Origin of the sequence: Parabacteroides sp. CH2-D42-20, assembly GCF_003670185.1 — a bacterium.
In the GTDB taxonomy this organism is placed as follows: Bacteria; Bacteroidota; Bacteroidia; order Bacteroidales; family Tannerellaceae; genus Parabacteroides; species Parabacteroides distasonis.
Genome location: NZ_RAYG01000087.1, coordinates 1 through 493, shown reverse-complemented (window position 1 = coordinate 493; position 493 = coordinate 1). Strand labels below are relative to the sequence as shown.

At 43.4% G+C, this 493-nt stretch carries 1 protein-coding gene; it reads left to right on the top strand.

The window, feature by feature from the left end; translation table 11 throughout:
- Positions 1 to 198, top strand: a 198-nt coding sequence (locus D7V92_RS22575) for a hypothetical protein (RefSeq protein WP_233572894.1), incomplete at its 5' end; no start/stop codon positions are given.
- Between the last annotated feature and the right edge of the window lie 295 nt (positions 199 to 493).

The following is a 493-nucleotide window of genomic DNA, read 5'->3' as shown; positions in this document are numbered from 1 at the left end:
AACCCGCGCCGTACCCCTCTCCGAGCAACCGTCTCTCAAAACATTCATCATTATGATTATCTTTTCCTAAGATTATATCAGGATCTCCACTCAAGCCTCACGACAATTCAAAGCCCTACCAAGAGCGCCCTATTTACTCCTGATAAACAATACTTTATGTTTTTAAAAATGGCTTTTCTGAAAATCACCATCGGTTGAAATATTAGGCTACTTGGGGAGTAGCGTAAAAGGTTGGAAAATGGTTATCACCCAGTTGTAGAGACGGGGCGTGCCCCGTCTCCCACTGTCTGATAGTATCCTTAAGTTACCATTTTGAGGGGATGAGACGGGGCACGCCCCGTCTCTACAGGAATACACACACAGGTTATAAGGCATGGTGGAATGATACCGGGAACAAGAGATCGTTTCACCCGCATCACCATGTCTGTACATCTAGGATAAAATGAGAAAATCAAAGAATAGAGAAGATCAAACGCCAACAATGAGTAAATAA